Below are 18,839 nucleotides of genomic sequence, written 5' to 3' on the forward strand. Positions count from 1 at the left end.
GCGGGTGAGCAGTCCGCCCGGCGGCAAGGCCTCCCCCAGCCTGCCTGTAGGGGCCGCCGCCATGGCCGCCGATCCACCGCCGTCCCCCACCGGTGCCCGATCGTTCCCGGAGCCGGGGGCGCACCGGTCCGGTGGGCTGTCCCGGATGCGGTTGTCGGCGGTCGGGCGGATTCCGGGTCAGCGCGGCGCCCGCGCGGTGCGGGCCGTTCCGTCGTTGGCGCGCCGGTTGTGGCCGCTGCGGCGGCCGGCGGTGTCCTCGGCGGTGGTGGCGCTGGCGTTGGCCGGGTCGGGGGTGCTGATCCTGCACCTGGTGCAGCGTCAGACCGGGACGGCCGGGTTGCTGGTGGGTCTGGGGCTGGCGCTGCTGCCGTTGCCGTTCGTGCTGGGGTCGCTGGCGTGGCTGAACCAGACCGCGCGGGTGCCGATCCGGCACACGCTGTTCTGTCTGGCGTGGGGGGCCTGTGCGGCGACCACGGTGGCGATCCTGGCGAACGGCTGGGCGAGCGATTTCCTGATCGCCCACCGGGGCGCGCGCGGGGAGACCTGGGGCTCGGAGTTCGCGACGCCGCTGATCGAGGAGGTGGCGAAGGGCTCGGCGCTGCTGATGCTGCTGCTGCCGTTGCGGCGGCAGCACGACGAGCCCGCCCGGCCCCCCGGCCGCCTGCGGCGGCTGCGGCGGCGGCGGTTGCGCCGCCGACGGGGCGCCCCGGAGCGTCCGGCGGCACTGTTCCGGCCGGCCCCGGCCGGGCGGCAGCGGGCCCGTTCACGGCCGCGCACGCTGGCGGCGGGGGCGGTGCTGGGCGGGGTGACGGCGTCCGGGTTCGCGTTCACCGAGAACGCGCTCTACCTGGGTCGGGCGTTCACCGCGGACCGGCAGGCCCGGCTGGACGCGATCGGGCTGGGACGGACGCCGAGCCTGCGGGACTTCGACGGGACGGTGCACACCTTCGTGCTGCGGGCGCTGCTGTCGCCGTTCGCGCATCCGCTGTTCACCGCGCTGGCCGGCATCGGTCTCGCGGTGACGCTGACCACCGGCCGCCGTTGGGCGGCCCGGCTGGGCGCTCCGGCGGGTCTGCTGCTGGCGATGGGCCTGCACGGGGTGTGGAACGCGGCGGCCGGGCTGGGCACCGACGGTTTCCTGCTGGTGTACGGCCTGGTGATGGTGCCGTGCTTCGCGGCGCTGGTCTGTTTCGCGGTGTGGGCGCAGACGCGTCGCACCCGCCAACCCACCGGCCCCGGCTGACCCGCGCACCGACCCGCGCACCAGCCCCGGCTGACCTGCACGGGTCTCCGCGGGAAACGGATTTCCCTTTCCGGTGGGACTCACGTAGAGTCGTGTTCACCGACGCGGGGTGGAGCAGCTCGGTAGCTCGCTGGGCTCATAACCCAGAGGTCGCAGGTTCAAATCCTGTCCCCGCTACTCAGTAGCAACGAAGGGCCCGGAGGCATCGCCTCCGGGCCCTTCGTCGTACCGGCGGAGATTCTCGGCGAATAAATCCGTTGCCCGCTTCGGCGGGGGTGCCTACGCTGGCGGCACACTGAAAGGAGGTGATCCTGAGTTGAGTTCTTTCAGGATGCGTGAGGTGGCTGCTCGCTAGAGCCGCCCCTGCCTGTGCAGTGGTGAGGCCGTTCGGCCTCCGGCTCAGGCTAATTCCCAGCAGTCACCCGGCCCGTGGGCTCACCGGTACATCCCCGGTGCCTCGATCGCCGTCCCCGTTCCAGCGGGGCCCGGCCCGAGGAAGCAGCCCACGGGCCGTCTGCGTTCTCCGGGGGCTTTTCAGGGGCGCTTCGGCGGGAAGCCGTGACGGCGGGCCAGGGCCGCGACGGCGAGGACGGGCAGCAGCAGGGCGAGGGCGAACCAGGGGAAGGCGCCGGGGCCGGCCAGGTCGAGCAGGAGTCCGCCGACGGCGCCGCCGAGGCCCATCGCGGTGTTCCAGGTGGCGACCAGCAGGGTCTGGGCGCGGTCGCCGCCCGCGTCTGCGGCGGCGGTCTGGAACAGCGGGGGGACGGCGCCCCAGCCGAGGCCCCAGAGTGCGGCGGCGAGCAGCACCAGGGGTGCGGCGGGTGCGGGCAGCAGCAGGAGTCCGAGGGCGGCGAGGACGGCGGCGGTGGCGGCGAGCGTGAGGTGGCGCAGCCGCCGGTCGACCAGGGCGCCGGTGACGGCGAGTCCGGCGACCGAGGCGATGCCGAGGACCAGCAGCACCAGGTCGCGGCGGTCGGTCAGGCCGTAGTCGTCGAGCAGCGCGGCGATGTAGGTGTAGAGCACGTTGTGGGCGAGGACGAACGCGGCGACCACGAACAGCACGGGTCGGACGCCGGGCAGCCGCAGCACGCCGAGGAGGGGTTCGGCGCGGCCGGAGCGCCGGCCGGGGGCGCCGGGGACGGCGGCGGCGATCCACACCAGCAGGGCGGCGGCCAGGACGGCGACCAGTCCGAAGGTGGGCCGCCAGCCGATCAGCCGGCCGGACCAGGTGCCGAGCGGGATGCCGAGGGAGAGTGCGAGCGGGACGCCGATGCCGGTGACGGCGATCGCCCGGCCGTGCAGTTGCGGCGGCGTCAACCGGCGGGCGTAGCCGACGAGTTCGGCCCAGATCGCGGCGACGGCGACGCCGCCGGCGATCCGGGCGGCCATGGTGAGCGGGTAGGACGGGGAGAGTGCGGTGACGGCGTTGGCGACCAGCAGGACGGCGACGGCGGCGAGCACCAGGCGCTTGCGGTTCCAGCGGGCGGTGGCCCGGGCGAGCGGGATCGCGGAGAGTCCGGTGGCGAGGGCGTAGCCGGTGAGCGACTGGCCCATCGCGGATTCGCCGACCCGCAGGTCGTGGGCCATCTCGGGGAGGACGCCGGCGGGCAGCGCCTCGGTGACGATGCCCAGGAAGGCGGCGGTGGCGAGGGCCAGCAGGGGGGACCAGCGCAGGCCATGACTGCTGGTCACGGGCGTAGCAGGGGAAGGAAGTACGGTGCGGGTCGCGGTCATGCCGCTATCCTCGAACCCTCACATCGATGTGAAGGTCAAGTCCTTCCGACGGGCGGGAGAAGCGGATGCGGATCGGTGAGCTGGCGGACCGGGCGGGGGCCTCGCCCCGGCTGCTGCGCTACTACGAGGAGCAGGGCCTGCTGAAGCCGGAGCGTTCGGCGAACGGCTACCGGGAGTACGACGACGCGCTGGTGGAGCGCGTCCGGCAGATCCGTTCGCTGCTGGACTCGGGCCTGTCCACCCGCACCATCCGGGAGGTGCTGCCCTGCCTGACGAGCGGCCAGTACCACGTCCGCGGCGCCACCCCGGAGACGCTGGCCGCGCTGGAGCACGAGCACCGGCAGCTGACCGACCGGGTGGAGTGCCTGTCCCGCAGCCGGGACGCGGTGGGCGCCTACCTGCGCGCGGTGCGCTCGTTGCGGGACGCCCCCGCGCCGGTCGAGGCCTGCTGACGGGCCCTCATCGGGGCGGGTGCAGCAGCAGGATGCGGTGGGCGGGGGTGGTGGTCAGCACCCGGCTGGCGATCCCGTGGTGGCGGAGCGCCGCGCGGAGTTCGGTGAGGTGCGGGCAGCGGCTGCCGGTGTGGTCGTGGAGCGGGAAGATCCGGACCTCGCCGTCGGGGGCGGTGACCCGGGCGAGTTCGCGCAGGGCCCGGAACTGGTCGGCGGGGGTGAACAGCGCCGGGTAGGCGAAGACCAGGTAGGAGCTGAGGGTGAGGGCGAAGCTGCCGTCGGCGAACGGGAGTCGGGGCAGCTCGGCGGCCGGGTAGTGCCCGGGGTGGGCGGCGGCGTCGGCCACGAACAGGCGGCGGGCGCGGTCCCAGCTGCGGAGGTACTTGTCGGGGCGGCGCCGGCCGTGCCGGCCGCGGGGAAGGTGGTGGGCGGGGTCGCGGCGGATGGCGCCGGCCATGGTGTCGCGGCCGGCGGCGGCGAGTTCGGCGAGGCGGCGCGGGCCGAGCGCGTAGCCGGGGTCGGCGGCGACCACCTCGCAGCCGAGCGCGCGGGCCTCCGCGGCGAACGCGGCGGCCCCGCCGGGGCAGTCCAGCAGCGGGCCGGGCAGACGGCTCAGGTCGGCGCGGGTGAGGCCGAAGTAGCCGCAGTACTCGTCGAGCGGCCGGGAGCTGATCAGCACGGGCGGGGCGGCCGGCCCGCGCCGGTGTGCGGGGCGGGTGCTGCTGACCGGGCACATCGGTGGTCCTCCGGACGTCCGACGGGCCCGGGGTGCGGCCCGGGCCCGTGGTCATCCGACCACGGGCCCGGCGGTGTCGCATGTTCAGCGGCCGGCCAGCAGGGCGCGGGCGGCGAGGCGGTTGGCGCCGTTGAGGGCGTGGACCAGCTGCGGAGTGAGCAGGACGAAGAGCAGGCCGACCAGGCTGACGCCGGCGATCTGGAACGGCGAGATGATGTCGTAGACGTGGTGGACGCCGTGCGAGTCCGTCCAGTTGGCGACCCGGTAGCCGTCCCAGTCGGTGTAGCGGCCGAACACCCACTGGTAGGCGGGGAACAGCAGGAGCGCCCAGCCGACGGTGAAGAAGACGGTGGAGAGCGCGAAGCTGAGGATCGCCCAGGGGAACATGACGAACTGGTAGAGCGCGCCCTTCCAGCCGACCGGGTCGGCGAGCCGGGCGGTGATCGCGCCCCAGACGCCCTCCCGGCGGGCCGTCACCTCGCGCGGGTCGGGCAGGTCGAGGTCGAGCATGGTGCGGATCCGGAAGCGTTCGGCGGCGCCGAAGCCGCGGCCGGCGATCGTCAGCAGGGCGAGCACGGGCAGGCCGAGCATGGTGACGGCGAGGCCGAGGCCGGTGCTGAACAGTGTGACGACGACGGAGAAGCCGAGTATGGCGACGGGCAGGCCGCTGAGCGCGAAGCCGAGCTCCCGGAAGCCTGCCCGGGAGATCGGGGCGCGCCAGAACCCGGGCCGGATGGAGTGGTCGCCGGTGGTGGCACGGTACGCAGCGGTGGACATCCGCGGTCCTTCGGTGGTCGGGGTCGGCGCCGCCGGTCGGCGGTGCCGGGCACCCTTCAAAGGTGCCGCACCGGACCCGGTCGCCGGTATGAGGCCTGCTGCCGAGTTCGGGGTGGGGTTATCCCCCGGCTCCGGGGGTGGCCAGGGCCCGCCATTCGGGGGCGAGCAGCGAGTACTGGAGCGCGTCGTGCCAGCTGCCGCCCCAGTGGGACTCGGCGCGGATCCGGCCCTCGTACCGGAAGCCCGCCCTGACCAGCACCCGGGCGGCGGCCGGGTTGGCCGGGTCGGTGCGGGCGAACAGCCGGTGCAGGCCGAGGGTGTCGAAGCCGAGCGCGCACAGCAGCGCGGTGACCTCCCCGGCGTGGCCGCAGCCCCAGATGTCGGGGCGCAGCGCGCAGCCGAGCTGGGCGGCGTGCTCGCCCTCGCGGGTGAGGGCGGCCTGGCCGATCGGTTCGCCCGCGGCGTCGTCGACGGCCAGCCGGTAGTGCTGCCGGGGTTCCGCTTCGGCCTCGTCGAGGTAGAGCTCGATCTGGTCGGCGCACTCCTCGAAGTCGGCGGCGTCGAACGGGAGATGGCGGACGGTCCGGGGGTCGCCGTGGACGGCGTGCAGCGCGGCGACTTCCTCGGGGGTGTGGCGGTACTCCCGCAGGGTGAGCCGGGGGCCGGTCAGCCGGACGGTTTCCATGGCGCCCGACCCTACCGGGCGGCCCCGCGCGGACCGGCTACCGTACCTGGGTGGACGACGAAGACCTGCACCTGCTCCCCCGTACCCGAGCCGCCGACCTGCTGGAGTGGGCCGCCGAGGAGGGTTTGGAGGCGGTACCCGAGCCCGCGGTGCGAACCGTCCTGACGCTGCTGGAGCTGGGCGGCGCCCGGATGCACGACGGTTTCCCGGAGCTGACCTCGCCGGTGCTGGAACACCTGCTGTACGAGCAGCTGCACCTGTACGTCCAGCCGGACGGCGACGCCCGGGCGTACCCGGCGGCGGTGCGGCTGCTGATCGAGTGGCAGCGGGCGGCGCGGCGGCTGAACGCCAAGCGGCTGGAGAAGCTGCGCGAGGAGACCGACTGGCAGGGCGAGGTGCTGGTGGACTCGCTGCTGCTCCGGTCCGACCTGCTGACCTGGCCCAGGCTGTACGCCCTGCTGCTGCGCGCGGACGGCGTGCCGGTGGAGGACCTCGACCGGGTGCGGGGCTGGCTGGAGGAGTTCCGGGCGCTGGACGTCGAGGAGCGCTTCGCCGCGTACGAGCGGGTGCCGGGCGTGGCGCCGGACGGCGGCTGGGGCCCGGAGCGGGCGCTGCTGGTCGGGGTGTCCACGGACGGCGCGCGCCGGCTGCTGGAGCAGGGCCTGATGCGGCGCAGCTACCGCAACCTGGCGGAGCTGACCGCTCGGGGTCTGCCGATGCCGGACGAACTCGCCGGGGAGTTCGAGGAGTTCGAGGAGGCGGTGGCGCAGGCCGCGATCGACCTGTGCGGCGAGTGGACGGTGCCGGGGCTGGCCCGGCTGCTGCTGGAGGAGTTCCCGGAGCTGGCCCCCGAGGTGTACTGAGGATTCCGGCCCGTCGGGTCCGCCGCTCGGAGGACCCGGGGATCGTCCTGGTGATCCATCAGCCGCGGCCGTCCGGACGATCCGCGGGGCGGGGCCGCCGGGCCGGGGTGGAGCCATGGACATCGTGACTCCCGCCGGCGCCGCCGCGGCCGGCCTGCGCCCGTCGTTCCGGCGGGTCGCCGCCCTGGCCGCCGCGTTCTGGTCGGCCGGCTTCGCCCTGGTGCACCTGTACTGGCTGCTGGGCGGCCGGGCCGGGCTGCCGGGCGGCCTGTCGGTGCTGGACAACACGCCGCTGCTGGTGACCGACGTCGTCACGACACCGCTCGCGGCCCTGGCGCTGGTGCGGCCGTGGGGCAGGCGGCTGCCGGCCCGCGGGCTGCTGCGGGCCGCGCGGGGCACGGCGGTGGTGCTGATCGTGCACGCCGCGCCGTCCGTGCCGGACTGGGCGGCGCCGGCGGCGGAGGGTCACCGCCCGGTGGCGGAGCCGGCCGCGACGGCCCGCTTCGCGACGCTGCTGTACGAGCCGTTCTTCCTGGCCGGCGGGGTGCTGTTCGGGTGCACGGTGTTCGGCCGCCGACTCCTGCCGGGAGACGACGGCCGTCGGTGAGCGCGGGAGTTACGGCTGCAGGCCGAGCTGCTGGAGCCAGGGCAGCGGGTCGACCGGGGCGCCGCCGCCGGGGCGGACCTCCAGGTGCAGGTGCGGGCCGGTGACGTTGCCGGTGGCGCCGACCGCGCCGAGCACGGCGCCGGGGGCGACCGGGCCGGAGGCGGTGACGATCCGGGAGAGGTGGCAGTACCAGAGTTCGGTGCCGTCGGGGAGGGTCTGGATGACCCGGTAGCCGTAGGGGCCGGACCAGCCCGCCGAGGTGACGGTGCCTCCGGCGACGGCGGCGACGGGGGTGCCGGTGCGGGCGGCGAAGTCCAGGCCGGTGTGCAGGTGCGCCCAGTGCGAGCCGGCCTGGGCGAAGTGCGCGGTCAGCTGGTAGCCGGCCACCGGCAGGGTGTGCGCGTCCCGTTCGGCCTCGGCCTGCTGGGCGGCGCGCTTGGCCTCGGCGTCCTGGGCGGCGGCGAGCCGGGCGGATTCGTCGGCGGAGGTGCGCTGGCCGTCGGCCTGCTGCTGGATGCGGGCGGCGAGGGCGAGGCCGGGGTCGGCGGCGAGCAGTCCGTCGGAGACCTCGTCGGCGGCGGTGACGGGCACCGGGGCGGCGGCCTGCGCGGGGGCGAGTCCGGTGGCGCTGAGCGCGGCGGTCATCGCGGTGACGCCCAGCAGGGGCGCGCCGGCGCGGGACTGGCGGGGCAGCCGGTGCCGGGCGGCTTCCGGCTCGACCGGGTGGTCGAGCAGCTGGGTGCCGGTGCTCTCGGTGTAGGTCGACGCCACGGGGGCGTGCTCCTTCCTTCCCTGCCGCCGACCGGGTTAGCTGACGGGTTCGGAGGTGGAAGGTCTCCTACGGTCGGGCCCAGGGCCGTCCCGATTCACCCCGGTGGAACGTGGTTCCCCGGCTCCTGGGACGCCCCGAAAGGCGTGCCCAAGTGGATTAGGCGTGGCGCACGGTGCCGCATGGTTACGGCGTTGCCGACCGCGCTGCGTTATCAAACGTTAATCCTATGGACCCCATGATTCCAAGCTCCTCCCGGGAGACGGTGAAGATTTCCTGACGCCCTATGGGCGATTTATGACGATTCACCAGGCCGTACCTGACGGATGGTGACCGCACGGTTGAGTATCCGTACTCACGCCCCGCCCCCGGGCCGGCGCGACCCTGATGCCATGACCGCAACCGTGCCGCACCGGACCACCGCCGCCTACTTCCTGCAGGCCGCCGCCTCCTTCGCGCTGGCCGCCATCGCCCTCACCATCGGGATCGCCTACCTGCCGGTGAGCGCCTGGATGCGCGCCTTCCTGGCCGTCGGCGTGCTGTACGTGATCACTTCCGCGTTCACGCTGGCCAAGGTGGTCCGGGACCGCCAGGAGGAGGGCGCGATCACCAGCCGGGTGGACCAGGCCCGGCTGGAGAAGCTGCTCGCCGAGCACGACCCGTTCAAGGTGGAGAACATCTGACGACCCGGCCGGCCGCCCCCGCTTGACGGCTAAGGCTATTAGCCTTAGCTTTATGGCTATCGGCAGTCGGCCGGGCCTCCAGTGCCCGGCGCACCGCACCCGCCGCCCAGGAGGCCCACCATGAACAGCACCCTCGGCACCACCCGGTACCTCGACGTCACCGGCGGCCGGATCGCCTACGACGACACCCCCGGCGACGGCGTCCCGGTGGTCCTGCTGCCCGGCATGCTCGACAAGCGCGCCGCCTACCGGCACCTCGTCCCGCTGCTGACCGCCGCCGGACACCGGGTGATCACCATGGACCTGCGCGGCCTCGGCGAGTCCTCCACCGGCTTCACCGACCACTCCCCGGCCGCGATCGCCGAGGACCTGGTCGCCCTGCTCGACCACCTCGACCTGCGCGGCGCCGTCCTGGCCGGCAGCTCGTACACCGGCGCCACGGTGGTCCGCGCGGCCGGACTCGCCCCCGGGCGCACCGCCGGGGTGGTGCTGATCGACGCCTTCATCGAGAACCTCCCGCTGAACGGCTTCCAGAAGGCGATGTTCGGGCTGGCCGCCCCGCTGGTCTCCGCGTTCCCGGGCCTGTGGAGCGCGCTGCAGAAGTTCTACTACCCGACCGAGCGACCCGCCGACTTCGACGCCTACCGGGCCGGCCTCGCCGAGATGCTGCGCGAGCCCGCCCGCAAGGCAGCGCTGCGCGGCTACCTCAAGGGCGACTCCGCGCCGGTCGGCTGGTGCGAGGCCGTCGAGGTCCCCGCGCTGGTACTGATGGGCAGCAAGGACCCCGACTTCCCGGACCCCGGGCTGATCGCCGACCGGCAGGCCGCCGCGCTGCGCGGCCGTAAGGTGATGATCGAGAACGCCGGCCACTACCCGATGGCCAGCCACCCGCAGGCGGTCGCCGACGCCCTGCTCCCCTTCCTGAACGAGGTCGCCCGCTGATGGCCCGCGCCGGACTCTCCCCCACCGCGGTGGTGGACCACGCCCTCGACCTGATCGACGCCCAGGGCGCCGAGACGCTCACCCTGGCCGCCGTCGCCGCCAGGGCCGGGGTCGCCACCCCCTCGCTGTACAAGCACGTCGCCGGGGGCCTGCCCGAACTGCGCCGCCTGGTCGCCGTCCGCACCCTCGACGACCTCACCGACCACCTGGCCGCCGCCGTCCTCGGCCACTCCCGCGACGAGGCGGTCGCCGCCCTGCTCACCGCGTACGCCGGGTACGCCACCGGGTTCCCGCGGCGCTACGCCGCACTGCCGCAGGCCCCCGACCCCGATCCGGAGCTCACCGCGGCCGGCGAGCGGCTGGTGAACGTGCTGTTCGCCGTCCTGCGCGGGTACGGCCTGGAGGGGTCCGAGGCGGTGCACGCCGCGCGCACGCTGCGTGCCGTGGCCCACGGGTACGCCTCGTTGACCACGGCGGGGGCGTTCCAGCTCGCCGAGGGCCGGGACGTGACGCTGGAGCGGCTGATCGGGGTCGTGGTCGACGGCCTCGCCGACTGGCCGGGCGGGCGGACGGCGTGACCTGAGGGGGGTCGGGCGCGTTCTACCCGGTATGAAGAAGCGCAGCCTGCTCGCCTTTGCCTCGCTCGCCGTCGGCGTGGTCGCCTCGCTCACCGCGCCCAGCGCGGCGCACGCCACCCACGAGCACGCGGGCGGCACCACCCCGCACACCGACACCCTCTCCGCCCCGGACCGGCCGCTCGCCGAGAACGTCCAGGAGGACGGCACACCCGCCTGACAGCAGCCCCACCTGCGCACACGCCCCCCGTGCGCGCCCCTCCACACCTTTTCGCAACCGGTCCACCACCGTTCTGTCACCACCGGTGCGTAACACTGTCCTTCGGTCGGGAAGTCATACCGCGTAGAGAACTTCCACGGTGTGACCGACAAGCACGGAGGACAGCGCAATGTCGCAGGCGACTCAGCACACCCGCACGGGACTGATCCCGGCCCCGCGGACCGCCCCGGACGGGTCGGCGCCCGTCGCGCGGGCCGTCGAGCCCGGGCCGGAGCGGTGGGGGGCGGTGCTGGCCCGCTGCTCCGCGGTGGCCCGGGGGCTGCGCTCGCTGCGGCCGGTGGCGGCGAAGGAGCAGCCGTCGTACGGCGAGGTCGACGGCCAGTAGTCGTCGCCCGTCGAATGTGACGGAGCGTGAACTCCGGTCGGTCAATGGCATGTTGTCTTCCGGCCATCGACCGGTCGACTTTCGGACATCCGGCCCTGCCGGTTCTGTCCGATATTGGCGCGCTCTGAACAGCAATGCTTCGATCAGTTCATACGGAAGTAGGAAGTCCACCCTAGAATTCGCGCGTGACGACCACTCAATGGTGCTTGGCAGCAGCCGCATTGCTCGCTCTTCTCGCTCTCGCGGCCACCGCTCGGTCCCGCGCCGTCACCCGAACCCTGCGCGGCCGGCTGGCCGACGCCGAGGACGAACTCGCCGCCGCCCGTGACCGGCTGGCCGCCGAGCTGGCGGACCGTCAGGCCGGTGCCGAATCGGTTCTGCGCGAGCAGGAGATGAACGCGGCCACCCACCGCGCCTTTCTCAGCGTGGCCCGCCGCATCCTGGTGATGGCGCACGACCAGCAGGCCGGTCTGGACGAGATGGAGCGCACCCACGACGACCCGGTGCTGCTCGAAGGCCTGCTGCGCGCCGACCACGCGGCCGCCCAGCAGGCCCGACTCGCCCAGACCCTGGCGGTGCTCTGCGGCTCCCGTGCGGGCCGGCACTGGCCGGAGCCGGTCTCGCTGGAGGACGTGGTGCGCGGCGCCCAGTCGCGCATCCTGCCGTTCCAGCGGGTGGTCGTGCACAGCCGGGTCGACACCGCCGTCCTCGGCGCCGCGGCGGAGGCGCTGATCCACGCGGTGGCCGAACTGCTCGACAACGCCACCCGCTACTCGCCGCCCAGCTCGCAGGTCTACGTCACGCTGATGCCGGTCCACAACGGCGCGGTGATCGAGATCGACGACTGCGGCGTCGGCATGACCGAGATGACGGTCGCCAAGGCGGGCGCGGCGCTGTCCGGCGGCGGCTCGCTGGAGGTGTCCCGGATCGGCGAGGTCCCGCAGCTGGGCCTGGCCGCGGTGGGCCGGCTCGCCGAGCAGTACGGCTTCCGGGTCACCATCAACTCCGCGCCCTCGCCGTACGGCGGTGTGCGGGTGGTCGTGCTGCTGCCGTCCGCCCTGCTCACCGATCCGCTGTCGGTGCCCGTGAGCCTCCCGCGCACCGAGCCGACGCCGGCCGCGGCCGCCGCGGTCTCCCGTCCGGCCGTCGTCGCCGCGGACCCCGGCCGGCCGTCCGTTCCCACGCAGGGCGGCGCCCTGCCGCGGCGGGTCAACCGCCGCAGCAGCGCCCAGCAGCAGACCGAGTCCCGGGCCGAGGAGCAGCCCGCGCCACCGCCGCGCTGTGCGCGCGAGGCGCAGACGTTCATGTCGCTGTTCCAGGCCGGGACCGCCAGCGGCCGTTCGGCCGCCCAGCAGGACCGGCGGTCCGACCAGGACCGCCACGACGAATTCCCCGCTTCCCCCCAACTTCCCCGGCGCGCAGGAGAATCCCATGACCGCAACCCCTGATCTCGGCTGGCTGCTGACCGACATCGTCGCCGTTCCAGAGGTCCAGCACGCCGTCGTGGTGTCCAACGACGGCCTGGAGATGGGCCGCAGCCCGAAGATCGGCCGGGACGACGCCGAGCGGCTGGCCGCCGCCTGCTCCGGACTGCAGTCGCTGTCCCGGGGCGTGGCGCAGGGCTTCGGCGACGGCCCGACCCGGCAGATCATCATCGAGTTCGGCGGCGGATACCTGTTCGTGGTCGCCGCCGGCGCCGGGACCCACCTGGCGGTGCTGGCCACCGAGGCCGTGGACGCGGGCCTGGTGGCCTACCAGATGCAGACGCTGGTCGAGCGGATCGGCAGCCACCTGACCGCGGCACCGCGGCAGGAGCACGCCACCGCCGGGGACGTGCGGTGAGGCGGGGGCCGGTTCGGCCTTACGTGATCACCGGCGGCCGCAGTCGGGCCAGCCGGAACGTGCTGGAGTTCGAGAGCCTGGTGCGGACCGTGCCGGGGGCCGCGGTCGACCGCACGGCCTTGAACCGCGAACAGCAGGCGATCCTCGGGCTCTGCCGGGAACTGCTGTCGATAGCCGAGGTGGCCGCCCACCTCGGCCTGCCGATCAGTGTGCTGAAGGTGCTGGTCGGCGATCTCTTGGACCTCGGGGCCGTGCAGGTCCTGCCGCCGGTGCGGCAGGCCGAGCAGGTCCCGCTCGCACTGCTCGAGGAGGTGCTGGTTGGCCTCCGTCAGCTCCGTTGAGCCGACCTATCTGCCGTCCACCGTCCAGGGGGCGGTCAAGATCCTGGTCACCGGCCCGTTCGGGGTCGGCAAGACCACGCTGGTCGGTGCGCTGAGCGAGATCGCTCCGCTGCGCACCGAGGAGACCATGACCGCGGCCGGCGCCGGGGTGGACGACCTGACGGGCCGTCCGCAGAAGACCACCACCACGGTGGCGCTGGACTTCGGGCGGATCACCCTCAACCAGCACCTGGCGCTGTACCTGTTCGGCACGCCCGGCCAGCAGCGGTTCTGGCCGCTGTGGGAGGACCTGTCGCGCGGCGCGCTGGGCGCGATCGCGCTGGTGGACTCCCGGCGGATCGAGGAGTCCTTCGACATCCTCGGCCTGCTGGAGGAGCACCGCATCCCGTTCGCGGTGGCGGTCAACGTCTTCCCCGACACCCCCGCCTACCCGGACGAGGAACTGCGGGCCGCCCTCGACCTGCTGCCCGACGTCCCGATCCTGGCCTGCGACGTCCGTGACCAGGACGCCGCGCACCAGCTGCTGGTCGACTTCGTCGACCACCTGCGGGCCGCCGCCGAGGAGCTCTCATGACCGTCCCCGACCACCGGGCGGCCACCGGCTGCCCGTACACCGGCTCCCAGGGCTCCGCGCTCTACGGGGCGGCGGTCGCCGAGAACCCGCACAGCCTGTACGCCCGGCTGCGCGCGCAGCACGGCCCGGTCGCGCCGATCGAGCTGGAGCCCGGCGTCGAGGCCTGGCTGGTCCTCGGCTACCAGGAGCTGCTCGAACTGACCCGCAACGAGCAGCTGTTCTCCAAGGACTCGCGGCGCTGGCGGGTGCAGCGGGAGGGCCGGCTGCGGGTCGACTCGCACCTGATCCCGATGACCATGTGGCGCCCCACCCTGCAGAGCATGGACGGCGCCGCCCACCACCGGCTGTCCACCGCGATCGCCGACACGCTGGCGAAGATCGACCACCAGCAGCTGCGCGAGACCACCGAGGAGGCCGCGCTCGCGCTGATCGAGAGCTGGGGCCCCGACGGCACCGCCGACCTGGTCACCCAGTTCACCCGGCGGCTCCCGCTGCTGGTGTTCACCCGGCTGCTCGGCCTGCCGCCGGAGGACGGTCCGCGCCTGGTCGGGCTGATCACCGCCCTGGTCGACAGCAGCAAGGACTCGCAGCGCGCCGCCGCCGAGTTCTTCGGCCTGCTGATGGACCTGGTGGTCAGCCGTCGCACGCAGCCCGGCGCCGACCTGGTGTCCTGGCTGCTGGCCCACCCGGCCGGGCTCAGCGACGAGGAGATGGTGCACAACCTGATGGTGATGCTGGTGGCCGGCAACGAGTCGTCCATCAACTGGATCGGCAACGCCGTCCGGCTGCTGCTCACCGACCGCCGCTTCCGCACCACCCTGACCGGCGGCCGGGCGACCGTCGCGGACGCCCTCGACGAGGTGCTGTGGCGCGACCCGCCGGTGCAGAACTTCCCCGGCCGGTGGGCGGTCTCCGACACCATCCTGGGCGGCCAGTACATCAGCGCCGGCGACATGCTGGTGCTCGGCCTGGCCGGCGCCAACGACGACCCGTCCGCGCACGGGCCGGACGGCATCGCCGGCAACCGGGCGCACCTGGCCTGGGGCGCGGGACGGCACGTCTGCCCCGCGCAGGACCCGGCCCGGCTGATCGTCGAGACCGCGATCGAGACCCTGCTGCACTGTCTGCCGGACCTCCAGCTCGCCATCCCCGCGCACGAGCTGACGTGGCGCCCGTCGCCCTGGTCGCGCGCCCTGGTCAGCCTGCCGGTGCTGTACAGCGCCTTCGTCCCGCCCCGCACCGCCACGCCCGAGAGGACCGCATGGACACCGCAGACCAGCTCCAGCCCGTCAGACTCGACCCCGTCGGGGCCGACCAGCACGCCGAGAACGAGCGGCTCCGCGCCAACGGACCGGCCACGCTGGTGGAGCTACCTGGTGGAGTGGTGGTCTGGGCGATAACCCACCACGACACCCTCCAGGAGCTGCTCGCGGACCCACGGGTCGGCAAGGACGCCAAGCACTGGAACCTGTACCGGGAAGGCCGGCTGCCCGAGGGCTGGCCGCTGATGACCTTCATCACCGTCCCCGGCATGACCACCTCCGACGGCGCCGACCACCGCCGTCTGCGCGGCCTGGTCTCGCAGGCGCTCACCCCGCGCCGGATCGCCGAACTGGCCCCCGCCATCGAGCAGCGGGTGGCCCGCCTGCTGGACGGCGTCGCCGACCTCGAAGGCGACTTCGACCTGCGCACCCACTTCGCCTACCCGCTGCCCATGCAGGTGATCGGCGAACTCCTCGGCCTGGCCGAGGAGCAGCAGGGCCTGCTGCACGAACTCTCCAACACCCTGGTCAGCTCCTCCGCCACCCCCGGCGCCGGCGCGGCCGCCGCCCGCAACCTGGCCGGACTGCTCGCCCAGGTCGCCGCCGCGAAGCGGGCCGAGCCCGCGAACGACCTGACCACCGCGCTGATCGCCGCCCGCGAGGAGCAGGACCGCCTCAGCGAGGCCGAACTCATCGGCATCCTCATGCAGTTGGTGGTGGCCGGCCACGAGACCACCCTCAACCTGATCTGCAACGCGGTGCGCGCCCTGCTCGCCAACCCCGACCAGCTGGCACTCGTCCTCGACGGCACCGTCTCCTGGTCCGCGGTGGTCGAGGAGACGCTCCGCTACGACGGCCCGGTCGGCCAGTTCCCGATGCGCTACGCGCTGGAGGACATCCAGGTCGGCGACGTGCTGATCCGCCGCGGCGAGGCGATGCTCGCCTCGTACGCCGCCGCGGGCCGCGACGACCGCCACTACGAGGACCCGAACCGCTTCGACCTGACCCGGGAGAACAACCGGCACCTGGCGCTCGGGCACGGGCCGCACTTCTGCATCGGCTCCTCGCTGGCCCGGCTGGAGGCCGAGACGGCGCTGCGCGAGCTGTTCGCCCGCCACCCCGGCCTGCGGCTGGCCGACGGCGCGGACCCGCGGCCGATCGCCTCCTTCGTCAGCAACAGCGTCAGCACCCTGCTGGTGCGCACCTCCTGACGTTCCCCCGGGGCCGCCGCCCTCGCCGGGTCACCGCACGTGACCGGGCGGGGGCGGCCCTCGTTCTACCAGCCATGAACAAGCTCACCGCGCTCGCCGCCCTCTCCCTCTCCGGCCTCGCCCTCGGCGCGACCCCGGCCTACGCCGACGCTCCGATCATTCAGGTCAGCGGCCTCGACGAGGTCCACGGCATGGACAACGGCTACCTCGACGGCATGCCCCCCGCCACCGAGCTCTGCCACCGCGACCTCGCGAACTACCCGATCGTGGGCGAGACGGTCGACCGCACGACGGGGGTGTGCGAGGCGCTCGGCAAGACACTGGACCGGCGGTAGGCGCAGGCGGGTGCGGGAGCAGGGGCCCCACGTGCCCCTGTTTTCGCGCCTGCCTGCGTTCCGTGCCCGTTTTCACCCGATATGTTCGGCTCGTCCGAAACGTCTCGTGGCATGAGGTGATCCCGTGGGCAGCGTGGCCGACCAGATGGTGGAAGTGCTTCAGCAGGCGGGGGTCGAGCGGGTCTACGGGGTGGTGGGGGACAGCCTGAATCCGGTGGTGGACGCGATTCGGCGGGCCGAGGGGATTTCCTGGGTGCACGTCAGGAACGAGGAGGCGGGGGCGTTCGCGGCGGCGGCCGAGGCCGAGCTGACGGGGCGCCTGGCGGTCTGCGCGGGAAGTTGCGGGCCGGGCAACACCCATCTGATCCAGGGCCTGTACGACGCGCACCGCAGTGGCGTTCCGGTGCTGGCGCTGGCGTCGCACATTCCGTCCGCGCAGATCGGGACGGGGTTCTTCCAGGAGACGCATCCGGAGCGGGTGTTCACCGACTGCAGCGGCTGGTGCGAGTTGCTGTCGAGCCCGGCGCAGTTGCCGCGGCTGTTGCGGGTGGGCATCCAGCACGCGCTGGGGGCGCGCGGTGTCGCGGTGCTGGCGTTCCCGGGCGATGTCGCGGCGCTGACGGCGCCGGCGCCGACCGGGCGCAGCACGTTCCTGACCGAGCAGGCGGTGGCGGCGCCGCCGTGGTCGCAGGTGCAGGCGCTCGCCGAGGCGCTGAACGCGGCGCGGACGGTGGCGGTGTTCGCGGGCGCGGGGGTGCGGGGCGCGCACGAGGAGCTGATGAAGCTCGCCGGGACGCTGCAGGCGCCGATCGGGCACTCGTTGCGGGGCAAGGAGTGGGTGCAGTTCGACAACCCGTACGACGTCGGGATGAGCGGGCTGCTCGGCTACGGGGCGTGCCACGAGGCGTTGCACGAGGCCGAGATCGTACTGCTGCTGGGCACCGATTTCCCGTACGACTCGTTCCTGCCGCAGGCCCGCACCGTGCAGGTGGACCACGACGCGACCCGGCTGGGCCGGCGCACCGCGCTGGAGCTGGCGGTGCACGGGGATGTGGCGGCGACGTTGCGGGCGGTGCTGCCGCTGTTGGAGCAGAAGACCGACCGGTCGTTCCTGGACGGTCTGCTGACCCGGCACTGCCGGGCGCTGGAGACGGTGGTCGGGGCGTACACGTCGGGGATCGAGAAGCACCGGCCGATCCACCCGGAGTACGTGGCGTCGGTGCTGGACGAGGTGGCCGCCGACGACGCGGTGTTCACCGTGGACACCGGCATGTGCAACGTCTGGGCGGCCCGCTACCTGACCCCGAACGGGCGGCGGCGGGTGATCGGTTCGTTCCTGCACGGCTCGATGGCGAACGCGCTGCCGCATGCGATCGGCGCCCAACTCGCGTTCCCCGGGCGGCAGGTGGTGTCGATGTCGGGCGACGGCGGGCTGGGCATGCTGCTGGGTGAGCTTCTGACGGTGGCCAAGCACCGGCTGCCGGTGAAGACCGTGGTGTTCAACAACGGGGCGCTCGGCATGATCAAGCTGGAGATGCTGGTCTCCGGCTACCCGGAGTTCGAGATCGACAACGGCGACGTGGACTACGCGGCGATCGCCCGGGCCTGCGGCATCCCGGCGAAGCGGGTGACCGACCCGGCGAAGGTCCGCGAGGTGCTGGCGGACGCGCTGGAGCGCCCCGGTCCGGCCCTGGTGGACGTGGTCACCGATCCGAACGCGCTGTCCATTCCGCCGCGCATCACCGCCGCCCAGCTCAAGGGCTTCGCGCTGGCCGCCGGGCGGACGGTGCTGGCCGGCGGCGTCGGCCGGATGATCGACCTGGCCCGTTCCAATCTGCGCAACGTGCCCCGCCCCTGACCCGTCCTTGACGGTCGGATAAGGGCGAGGAGACTGGAAATCGAAGGGGGATCCACCCGGTTTGCCTGTGGGGCAAAGATGTTGCCTATGAGGCACGGAGGGTGTGGACTGGAGTCATGACAGACAGTCCACTCGGCGACGACCAGGAAGTCGCGGGCCTCGGCGCGCGGCTCCGGGAACAGCGGGTCTCCAGCCGGCTCACGCTGGAGACGGCGGCGGCCCGGGTCGGCCTGTCGCCAGCCTACTTGTCGCGCCTGGAGACCGGGCGGCGCCAGCCTTCGCTGCCGGTGCTGCTCGGCCTCGCCCGGGCGTACGGGACCAGCGTGTCCGGGCTGCTCGGCGAGCAGGTGGCCGAGCCCGATCCGGTGATCCGCGGCGGTGTGGTCGAACCCGGCCGGGCCGGCGGCTGGGGGTACCGGCGCGCCGGTGCTCCGGGCCGGGCCATGCAGGCCCTGCGGGTGCACGTCCCGCCGGGCACCCAGGACTCGGTGGTGCGGGTGCACCCCGGCGAGGAGTGGCTGTACGTCACCAAGGGCCGGATGAAGCTCACCCTGGGCGACCGGGTGCACCTGCTCGCCGAGGGCGACTCGGCGCACTTCGACTCGCTGACCCCGCACGTCATCGCGGCGGACTCCGAGGCCGGAGTCGACCTGATCTTCGTCCACACCCTGCTGCAGAGCCCCGCCGGCGACCTGTGCCTCGGCGACGCCCCGCGCCTGTAGCCCCCGAACCCGTCCGCCACCAC

23 protein-coding genes, 1 tRNA gene and 1 riboswitch are annotated in these 18,839 nt (G+C 73.7%); of the genes, 19 read left to right on the forward strand and 5 right to left on the reverse strand.

The window, feature by feature from the left end; genetic code table 11:
* The first annotated feature begins 4 nt into the window (after positions 1-4).
* Both CG736_RS27865 and CG736_RS27870 read left to right on the forward strand, forming a co-directional pair.
* A complete protein-coding gene (locus CG736_RS27865) occupies positions 5-1,243 on the forward strand; it encodes a PrsW family intramembrane metalloprotease (protein ID WP_157815761.1) in 1,239 nt (412 codons plus the stop codon).
* A gap of 103 nt (positions 1,244-1,346) precedes the next feature.
* Positions 1,347-1,420, forward strand: a tRNA-Met gene (locus CG736_RS27870).
* A gap of 357 nt (positions 1,421-1,777) precedes the next feature.
* Here CG736_RS27870 and CG736_RS27875 read toward each other — a convergent pair.
* Positions 1,778-2,977: an MFS transporter gene (locus CG736_RS27875; protein ID WP_100588927.1), complete on the reverse strand. Its 1,200-nt coding sequence runs from the start codon at positions 2,975-2,977 to the stop codon at positions 1,778-1,780.
* A 65-nt stretch (positions 2,978-3,042) separates the two neighbouring features.
* On the opposite strand from CG736_RS27875, the gene CG736_RS27880 reads away from it, so the two are divergent.
* Positions 3,043-3,429, forward strand: a complete 387-nt coding sequence (locus CG736_RS27880; protein ID WP_100588928.1) for a MerR family transcriptional regulator — start codon at positions 3,043-3,045, stop codon at positions 3,427-3,429.
* A 7-nt stretch (positions 3,430-3,436) separates the two neighbouring features.
* On the opposite strand, the gene CG736_RS27885 is transcribed toward CG736_RS27880, so the two are convergent.
* From CG736_RS27885 to CG736_RS27895, 3 genes are all read right to left on the reverse strand, one after another.
* A complete protein-coding gene (locus CG736_RS27885; RefSeq protein WP_100588929.1) occupies positions 3,437-4,165 on the reverse strand; it encodes a class I SAM-dependent methyltransferase in 729 nt (242 codons plus the stop codon).
* Positions 4,166-4,249: 84 nt separating this feature from the next.
* Complete coding sequence (locus CG736_RS27890) at positions 4,250-4,942, reverse strand: sensor domain-containing protein (RefSeq protein WP_100588930.1); 693 nt, start codon at positions 4,940-4,942, stop codon at positions 4,250-4,252.
* A gap of 118 nt (positions 4,943-5,060) precedes the next feature.
* Entirely contained in the window at positions 5,061-5,627 is a 567-nt protein-coding gene (locus CG736_RS27895) for a GNAT family N-acetyltransferase (protein ID WP_100588931.1), read from the reverse strand.
* A 50-nt stretch (positions 5,628-5,677) separates the two neighbouring features.
* On the opposite strand from CG736_RS27895, the gene CG736_RS27900 reads away from it, so the two are divergent.
* Together CG736_RS27900 and CG736_RS27905 are read left to right on the forward strand one after the other, a co-directional pair.
* Positions 5,678-6,490, forward strand: a complete 813-nt coding sequence (locus tag CG736_RS27900; protein ID WP_100588932.1) for a hypothetical protein — start codon at positions 5,678-5,680, stop codon at positions 6,488-6,490.
* 115 nt (positions 6,491-6,605) lie between these two features.
* Positions 6,606-7,097, forward strand: coding sequence for a DUF3995 domain-containing protein (locus CG736_RS27905; RefSeq protein WP_100588933.1), 492 nt, complete (start codon positions 6,606-6,608; stop codon positions 7,095-7,097).
* A gap of 9 nt (positions 7,098-7,106) precedes the next feature.
* Here CG736_RS27905 and CG736_RS27910 read toward each other — a convergent pair whose 3' ends face one another.
* A complete protein-coding gene (locus CG736_RS27910) occupies positions 7,107-7,868 on the reverse strand; it encodes a M23 family metallopeptidase (protein WP_232734230.1) in 762 nt (253 codons plus the stop codon).
* A gap of 10 nt (positions 7,869-7,878) precedes the next feature.
* A riboswitch (cyclic di-AMP (ydaO/yuaA leader) is annotated at positions 7,879-8,042 on the reverse strand.
* Positions 8,043-8,258: 216 nt separating this feature from the next.
* Here CG736_RS27910 and CG736_RS27915 point away from each other — a divergent pair.
* The 14 genes from CG736_RS27915 to CG736_RS27975 all read left to right on the forward strand — a co-directional run bounded on the left by CG736_RS27915 (position 8,259) and on the right by CG736_RS27975 (position 18,816).
* Entirely contained in the window at positions 8,259-8,549 is a 291-nt protein-coding gene (locus CG736_RS27915; RefSeq protein WP_100588934.1) for a YiaA/YiaB family inner membrane protein, read from the forward strand.
* Between the two features lie 120 nt (positions 8,550-8,669).
* Entirely contained in the window at positions 8,670-9,491 is an 822-nt protein-coding gene (locus CG736_RS27920) for an alpha/beta fold hydrolase (protein WP_100588935.1), read from the forward strand.
* Complete coding sequence (locus tag CG736_RS27925) at positions 9,491-10,069, forward strand: TetR-like C-terminal domain-containing protein (RefSeq protein WP_043915534.1); 579 nt, start codon at positions 9,491-9,493, stop codon at positions 10,067-10,069. The genes CG736_RS27920 and CG736_RS27925 overlap by 1 nt, the downstream gene beginning before the upstream one ends.
* A 31-nt stretch (positions 10,070-10,100) precedes the next feature.
* Positions 10,101-10,286 (forward strand): hypothetical protein, encoded by a 186-nt coding sequence (locus tag CG736_RS27930; RefSeq protein ID WP_100588936.1) that lies wholly within the window; start codon positions 10,101-10,103, stop codon positions 10,284-10,286.
* Positions 10,287-10,455: 169 nt separating this feature from the next.
* Positions 10,456-10,671, forward strand: coding sequence for a hypothetical protein (locus CG736_RS27935; RefSeq protein ID WP_100588937.1), 216 nt, complete (start codon positions 10,456-10,458; stop codon positions 10,669-10,671).
* 185 nt (positions 10,672-10,856) lie between these two features.
* Complete coding sequence (locus tag CG736_RS27940; RefSeq protein ID WP_157815762.1) at positions 10,857-12,119, forward strand: sensor histidine kinase KdpD; 1,263 nt, start codon at positions 10,857-10,859, stop codon at positions 12,117-12,119.
* Entirely contained in the window at positions 12,103-12,513 is a 411-nt protein-coding gene (locus tag CG736_RS27945; RefSeq protein WP_043915531.1) for a roadblock/LC7 domain-containing protein, read from the forward strand. Before CG736_RS27940 ends, CG736_RS27945 begins: the two co-directional genes overlap by 17 nt.
* A gap of 23 nt (positions 12,514-12,536) precedes the next feature.
* The gene (locus CG736_RS27950; protein WP_229847988.1) at positions 12,537-12,854 is read left to right on the forward strand and encodes a DUF742 domain-containing protein; all 318 of its coding nucleotides are present in this window, start codon (positions 12,537-12,539) and stop codon (positions 12,852-12,854) included.
* Complete coding sequence (locus CG736_RS27955; protein ID WP_043915529.1) at positions 12,832-13,428, forward strand: ATP/GTP-binding protein; 597 nt, start codon at positions 12,832-12,834, stop codon at positions 13,426-13,428. The genes CG736_RS27950 and CG736_RS27955 overlap by 23 nt, the downstream gene beginning before the upstream one ends.
* The gene (locus CG736_RS38060; protein ID WP_232734231.1) at positions 13,425-14,828 is read left to right on the forward strand and encodes a cytochrome P450; all 1,404 of its coding nucleotides are present in this window, start codon (positions 13,425-13,427) and stop codon (positions 14,826-14,828) included. The genes CG736_RS27955 and CG736_RS38060 overlap by 4 nt, the downstream gene beginning before the upstream one ends.
* Positions 14,813-15,901 carry a cytochrome P450 gene (locus CG736_RS27960; protein WP_232734232.1) on the forward strand — a complete coding sequence of 363 codons (1,089 nt, stop codon included), beginning with the start codon at positions 14,813-14,815 and terminating at the stop codon, positions 15,899-15,901. Before CG736_RS38060 ends, CG736_RS27960 begins: the two co-directional genes overlap by 16 nt.
* A 74-nt stretch (positions 15,902-15,975) precedes the next feature.
* The gene (locus CG736_RS27965; protein WP_100588941.1) at positions 15,976-16,236 is read left to right on the forward strand and encodes a hypothetical protein; all 261 of its coding nucleotides are present in this window, start codon (positions 15,976-15,978) and stop codon (positions 16,234-16,236) included.
* 124 nt (positions 16,237-16,360) lie between these two features.
* Positions 16,361-18,094 carry a pyruvate dehydrogenase gene (locus tag CG736_RS27970; protein ID WP_255419037.1) on the forward strand — a complete coding sequence of 578 codons (1,734 nt, stop codon included), beginning with the start codon at positions 16,361-16,363 and terminating at the stop codon, positions 18,092-18,094.
* A 116-nt stretch (positions 18,095-18,210) separates the two neighbouring features.
* Entirely contained in the window at positions 18,211-18,816 is a 606-nt protein-coding gene (locus CG736_RS27975; RefSeq protein ID WP_100588942.1) for a helix-turn-helix domain-containing protein, read from the forward strand.
* Positions 18,817-18,839: the final 23 nt, after the last annotated feature.

Origin of the sequence: Kitasatospora sp. CB02891 (assembly GCF_002803145.1) — a bacterium.
GTDB classification, from domain to species: Bacteria; Actinomycetota; Actinomycetes; order Streptomycetales; family Streptomycetaceae; genus Kitasatospora; species Kitasatospora griseola.

What these genes read in the sequence shown, in the direction of transcription:
- CG736_RS27875 (WP_100588927.1), bottom strand. Translation starts at nt 2,977, where the DNA reads ATGACCGCGACCCGCACCGTACTTCCTTCCCCTGCTACGCCCGTGACC.
- CG736_RS27880 (WP_100588928.1), top strand. Translation starts at nt 3,043, where the DNA reads ATGCGGATCGGTGAGCTGGCGGACCGGGCGGGGGCCTCGCCCCGGCTG.
- CG736_RS27885 (WP_100588929.1), bottom strand. Translation starts at nt 4,165, where the DNA reads ATGTGCCCGGTCAGCAGCACCCGCCCCGCACACCGGCGCGGGCCGGCC.
- CG736_RS27890 (WP_100588930.1), bottom strand. Translation starts at nt 4,942, where the DNA reads ATGTCCACCGCTGCGTACCGTGCCACCACCGGCGACCACTCCATCCGG.
- CG736_RS27895 (WP_100588931.1), bottom strand. Translation starts at nt 5,627, where the DNA reads ATGGAAACCGTCCGGCTGACCGGCCCCCGGCTCACCCTGCGGGAGTAC.
- CG736_RS27905 (WP_100588933.1), top strand. Translation starts at nt 6,606, where the DNA reads ATGGACATCGTGACTCCCGCCGGCGCCGCCGCGGCCGGCCTGCGCCCG.
- CG736_RS27915 (WP_100588934.1), top strand. Translation starts at nt 8,259, where the DNA reads ATGACCGCAACCGTGCCGCACCGGACCACCGCCGCCTACTTCCTGCAG.
- CG736_RS27920 (WP_100588935.1), top strand. Translation starts at nt 8,670, where the DNA reads ATGAACAGCACCCTCGGCACCACCCGGTACCTCGACGTCACCGGCGGC.
- CG736_RS27925 (WP_043915534.1), top strand. Translation starts at nt 9,491, where the DNA reads ATGGCCCGCGCCGGACTCTCCCCCACCGCGGTGGTGGACCACGCCCTC.
- CG736_RS27930 (WP_100588936.1), top strand. Translation starts at nt 10,101, where the DNA reads ATGAAGAAGCGCAGCCTGCTCGCCTTTGCCTCGCTCGCCGTCGGCGTG.
- CG736_RS27935 (WP_100588937.1), top strand. Translation starts at nt 10,456, where the DNA reads ATGTCGCAGGCGACTCAGCACACCCGCACGGGACTGATCCCGGCCCCG.
- CG736_RS27945 (WP_043915531.1), top strand. Translation starts at nt 12,103, where the DNA reads ATGACCGCAACCCCTGATCTCGGCTGGCTGCTGACCGACATCGTCGCC.
- CG736_RS38060 (WP_232734231.1), top strand. Translation starts at nt 13,425, where the DNA reads ATGACCGTCCCCGACCACCGGGCGGCCACCGGCTGCCCGTACACCGGC.
- CG736_RS27965 (WP_100588941.1), top strand. Translation starts at nt 15,976, where the DNA reads ATGAACAAGCTCACCGCGCTCGCCGCCCTCTCCCTCTCCGGCCTCGCC.
- CG736_RS27975 (WP_100588942.1), top strand. Translation starts at nt 18,211, where the DNA reads ATGACAGACAGTCCACTCGGCGACGACCAGGAAGTCGCGGGCCTCGGC.